General features: G+C 65.4%; 1 protein-coding gene. It reads right to left on the bottom strand.

Annotated features, from left to right (window positions below):
• Positions 1-1,196, bottom strand: a 1,196-nt coding sequence (locus tag ACFW0B_RS25825) for a phospholipase D-like domain-containing protein (RefSeq protein WP_459251735.1), incomplete at both ends; no start/stop codon positions are given.

Here is a 1,196-nt window from a genome sequence, read left to right as displayed (position 1 = left end):
TGAGGGCCATTTGCCGCTGGATGTTCCGCACCAGGCTGTGCTGGCCGAAGAACAGGCTCTGCTGGGTCAGGTGGACCTGATTCATGATGTTGAGGGTGTCCAGCGATCCCTCCGGGTGCACGGGCAGGACGAGGTAGACATGGAAGGAGCTCCCCTCGTGAATGGCGCGTCCGATGCGCGAGGCCAGCTCCCCGCCGAGGGTATTGAGCACGCCGTCCTGGAGCGGGCCCAGGCGGCTGGTGATCCAGCCCTGGCTATTGTTGGCCAGTACGCGTTTCAGCCCCTCGACAAAGGCTCGGGCCTCCTTGCCCGGTTCGCTGGCAATCTTGTCCAGTTCGGCCCAGTCCAGCCTCCAGATGTCCTTCTCCTTCAGGGCCTCGTCGAGGTTCACGCGCTTGACCAGGTCCTGGCGCAGGCTGCTGGCGTCGCGCAGGGTGGCCATAGGGCCGGAGAACGCATCGATCTGGTCGTCACCCAATTCCCCTTCTTTGCCAAACTTGCTCTGGAAAAACTGGTTCTCGATGTAGAGAAACTGCTGGGCGCTGGAGATGGCCTGCCGCATGGCCTGCAGGCAGTTGTCCTGCACGCCCTGCTCGGCCAGGCCCGGAGGCAGTTCGTGGCGAACACCGGCCAGTTGGCGCCCCCTGGCCTCTTGCTCGGTGAGCCTGGCGGAGGCACTACGCAGCACCTGCACGCTCATGCCGCCACTGGCCGGCGCAGGTGCCTGGGGCACCAGGCCGGCGTTGATCCACTGGGGCTTGGGTTTGGGCGGGATGATGTGGCAGAGGGCATCCGGCGGCAGCCGCGTCTCGACACCGATGTAGTCGGCCAGGTCGTTCAGCCAGGTCATCACCGCCGCCACCGCCTTGCATGCCTTGCGCCCGATGACGCTGTCCTGCACCGCGGGGGTGTCTGCCAGGTAGGCCTGCTGGCTATTCCAACGGTCGATGAAGTTGCGGCTGAGATCATAGACCGAGGGCCCCTCGATGCGGCTGTGCACGTCCTGCCAGGGCATGCGCGGCTGGTCGGCCGCCAGGGTTCCATAGTCGGGCGATGCCAGGGGTTGCGGCTTGGTGTCGAGGAACGGGTAGGGTTGCTTGTGTTCGCCGACCGCTTCCCGCAACAGAGCGTGCAACAGCCAGAAGCTGCCGATGGCCAATTCGGATACGGGCTTCACGAAGCGCTCGGGCAGGTCG

Origin of the sequence: Metapseudomonas phytobenefica (assembly GCF_043392685.1) — a bacterium.
Lineage (GTDB): Bacteria > Pseudomonadota > Gammaproteobacteria > Pseudomonadales > Pseudomonadaceae > Metapseudomonas.
Note: the sequence above shows the minus strand (reverse complement) of the source record. Positions and strands in the feature narration are given on the sequence as shown.